Source organism: Mycobacterium sp. TH-M103, from assembly GCF_057473785.1.
This window is the reverse complement of sequence record NZ_JBYCLG010000183.1, coordinates 1-2,757: the sequence shown is the minus strand read 5'-3', so window position 1 is coordinate 2,757 and position 2,757 is coordinate 1. Positions and strand designations below refer to the sequence as shown.

The following is a 2,757-nucleotide window of genomic DNA, read 5'->3' as shown; positions in this document are numbered from 1 at the left end:
TACACCAGCGCTGACCTTCACCAACACCTCACCCGGCTCGACCACCACACCCCTGCCGCATGACCCCCGACGAATTAACGGGCAAGACCACTAAGTCGACAGCGCGATCATCCCGGTGGGAGCGGCGCGGGTGGATGGCTGGTCCGTCTCCCCCGCAGCCGGACCGCGCCCTCGACGAGCACCGCACCCCACAGGAACCCGCCCAGGACCCAGAGCTGTTGCCGTAGAGGGTCGCGTTGATCACGCTCGCGGTGGAGACCACCGCCGCGACGCCGATCAGGTTGAAACCCGCCGGGCCCAGGAACGGTCGCGCGGCGACGGCCAGCGCGTAGTCACGGCCGATCTGGGCGAGGTCGAGGTTGTCGACGGCGGCGAAGGCGACCAGGACGTAAAGGGCGATCACCACGCCGATCGAAATCCCTTACGCCAGCGGCAGGCTGCGCCGCGGATCCTTCGCGTCCTCGGCGGCGTTGGCGATCAGCTCGAAACCCTCATACCCCAGTAAGATCAGCGCACCGGCGTAAACAACCACGTCGGGCCCAGCACCGAGAAGATGCCGCCATCGACCATGCCGGCGATGCCGATCGACACCAGCGCCGCCACACCGAGTTCGCCTGCGGGACGCCGTCCGCTGGTGTCGGAGGGGCGCGCGGACGGCATCCGCCAACGACAGGGCGTGGTCAGCGGTGCCGGGGCGGCGCCGCGACCAGCACCTCGACCTGGGCGCGCGAGAGGGTGGCCACGCTTCCGTCGGGCAGGCCCAGGATGCGGTCCGCGGCCAGCCCGTGCAGCCGGAACCGGGTCGTCAGGGCGTCGATCGCGCGCTGTCGCGCGGGCTCGTCGCCGGCCTGCAGCGCGGCCAGCACCTTCGAGTTCGTGCGCGCGGCAAGGCCGTAGATCAGGTCGGCGGCCCCTTCGGGGTCGAACGTGTCGAACACCCCCTCGCCGACCCCCTGGGCGACCAGCCGCGTCAGCAGAGGCAAGAACAGCGCCTCCTCGGCGGCCAGGACCCGCCCGTACAGGTGGGCGTTGTCCGGGTGCAGCAACGACGCCATCGCGGCCAGCTGCTCCGGTGCCGCCATGCGCATCTTGACGTCGAAACCGGCCCGCAGCGCGGCGTTGAGCCGGGCCAGCGCGTCACCCTCGCATTCGGCGACGGCCATTTCGACCGCGTCGAAAGCCGAGCGCGCGCCGCGTTCGGCCAGCGCCGCGATCAACGCCTCCTTGGACGGAAACCAGTGGTAGAACGCCCCTTTGGAGATACCGGCGGCGGCGATCAGATCGTTGAGGCTGACGTTGTCATAGCCGCGCCGCAAAAACAGCCCCGCCGCCAGGTCGAGCAGTTCGGCGCGGCGGACGTCGGGATGCTTAACGACCCGGGGCACGCGGGCGGTCCTCGGGCTTCCAGCCGACATAGGTCAGATACATTCCGGCCGCGGCCAGGCCGAGGAACAACGCCCAAATCACCGCGGTCACCCCCGCCCCGTAGAGCGCCTTGCCGGCGGCGTCGTAGGCCCCGGGAACGGTCAGCAGCAACACCCCGCGTATCGCCAGGAACCAGCCCAGCAGCGACACGATGATGGCCGCGGGACCGCGCCAGTACTGGTGGAACGCGATGATCACCAGGCCGAACATCAGAAGGATCGCGCCGAACAGCCACGACCACATCGGGTTCGCCTGGAACTCGGTGAACAGCGTGCGCACGTAGGAGCCGCGCACAGCGACCGTGGTCGGCACGACGGTGAAGAACGGGCCCAGCACCCGGGCGAACATGCGGGTGCGGAGCGCCGACTGCTGCGGTGTGGTCATTGCTCTACCTCCAGGCTCGTCGCCGATGGTAATCGACCGGTGGTCGGTATACCAGACCACCGGTCGGATCGGCGCGCGGCTAGGCTTCCTCCGAGGCGAGACGGAGGTGACCGCTTGGAGACGCGCGATCGGGTGCTGATCACCGTCACCGAACTCGCCGCCCTCATCGAGGCGGGCGCTGCGCTGAGCGTCCTGGACGTGCGGTGGCGGCTCGACGAGCCCGACGGGCGGGCGGCCTACGGGCGGGGTCACCTGCCGGGCGCGGTGTATGTGTCCCTCGAGGACGAACTCAGCGACCACACCGTCGCCGGCCGCGGACGTCACCCCCTGCCGTCGGGCCGCGACCTGGAGGCGGCCGCGCGCCGGTGGGGCGTCCGGCACGACGACGTGGTCGTGGTGTACGACGACTGGAATCGAGCGGGCTCCGCGCGGGCGTGGTGGGTGCTGACCGCGGCCGGGCTTGCCGACGTGCGCATCCTCGACGGCGGGCTCGACGCCTGGCGGTCGGCCGGACACCGGCTCGAAACCGGCCACTCCACGCCGCAAGTGGGGAATGTGACTGTGCCGCACGATGATTTGTATTCCGGTCGCCGGCCCACGTTGACCGCCGAGCAGTCGGGGTCGAGGCAGCTGCCGCTGCTGGACGCGCGGGCGCCCGAACGCTTCCGCGGCGACGTCGAGCCGCTCGACCCGGTCGCCGGGCACATCCCGGGCGCAACGAACCTGCCCAGCGGCGACGTCCTGGCGCCCGACGGCACGTTCCTCGGCGACGAGGCGCTGCGCCGGCTGCTGGCCGACCGCGGCGTCGACGGCGAGGTGGGCGTGTATTGCGGCTCGGGGATCACCGCCACGATCACGATCGCGGCGCTCGCCGCGACGGGCCGCCGGGCGGCGCTGTATCCGGGGTCGTGGTCGGAGTGGAGTTCGGATCCGGCCCGCGCCGTGAGC

The 2,757-nt window shown here is 71.1% G+C and carries 5 protein-coding genes; 1 reads left to right on the top strand and 4 read right to left on the bottom strand.

The window, feature by feature from the left end:
* Positions 1-28 precede the first annotated feature (28 nt).
* The 4 genes from AC2VOR_RS10105 to AC2VOR_RS10090 form a co-directional block, all read right to left on the bottom strand.
* Entirely contained in the window at positions 29-406 is a 378-nt protein-coding gene (locus tag AC2VOR_RS10105; protein WP_369738128.1) for a hypothetical protein, read from the bottom strand.
* Between the two features lie 101 nt (positions 407-507).
* Complete coding sequence (locus AC2VOR_RS10100) at positions 508-660, bottom strand: hypothetical protein (RefSeq protein ID WP_486963726.1); 153 nt, start codon at positions 658-660, stop codon at positions 508-510.
* Positions 661-680: 20 nt separating this feature from the next.
* A complete protein-coding gene (locus AC2VOR_RS10095) occupies positions 681-1,385 on the bottom strand; it encodes a TetR/AcrR family transcriptional regulator (RefSeq protein WP_486963725.1) in 705 nt (234 codons plus the stop codon).
* Positions 1,369-1,809 carry a hypothetical protein gene (locus tag AC2VOR_RS10090; RefSeq protein WP_486963724.1) on the bottom strand — a complete coding sequence of 147 codons (441 nt, stop codon included), beginning with the start codon at positions 1,807-1,809 and terminating at the stop codon, positions 1,369-1,371. The genes AC2VOR_RS10095 and AC2VOR_RS10090 overlap by 17 nt, the downstream gene beginning before the upstream one ends.
* A 114-nt stretch (positions 1,810-1,923) precedes the next feature.
* On the opposite strand from AC2VOR_RS10090, the gene AC2VOR_RS10085 reads away from it, so the two are divergent.
* A partial coding sequence (locus AC2VOR_RS10085; RefSeq protein WP_486963723.1) for a sulfurtransferase occupies positions 1,924-2,757 on the top strand: 834 nt, incomplete at its 3' end.

Excerpts from the sequence above, each read along its gene's own strand:
- AC2VOR_RS10100 (WP_486963726.1), bottom strand. The coding sequence starts at position 660 with ATGCCGTCCGCGCGCCCCTCCGACACCAGCGGACGGCGTCCCGCAGGC.
- AC2VOR_RS10090 (WP_486963724.1), bottom strand. The coding sequence starts at position 1,809 with ATGACCACACCGCAGCAGTCGGCGCTCCGCACCCGCATGTTCGCCCGG.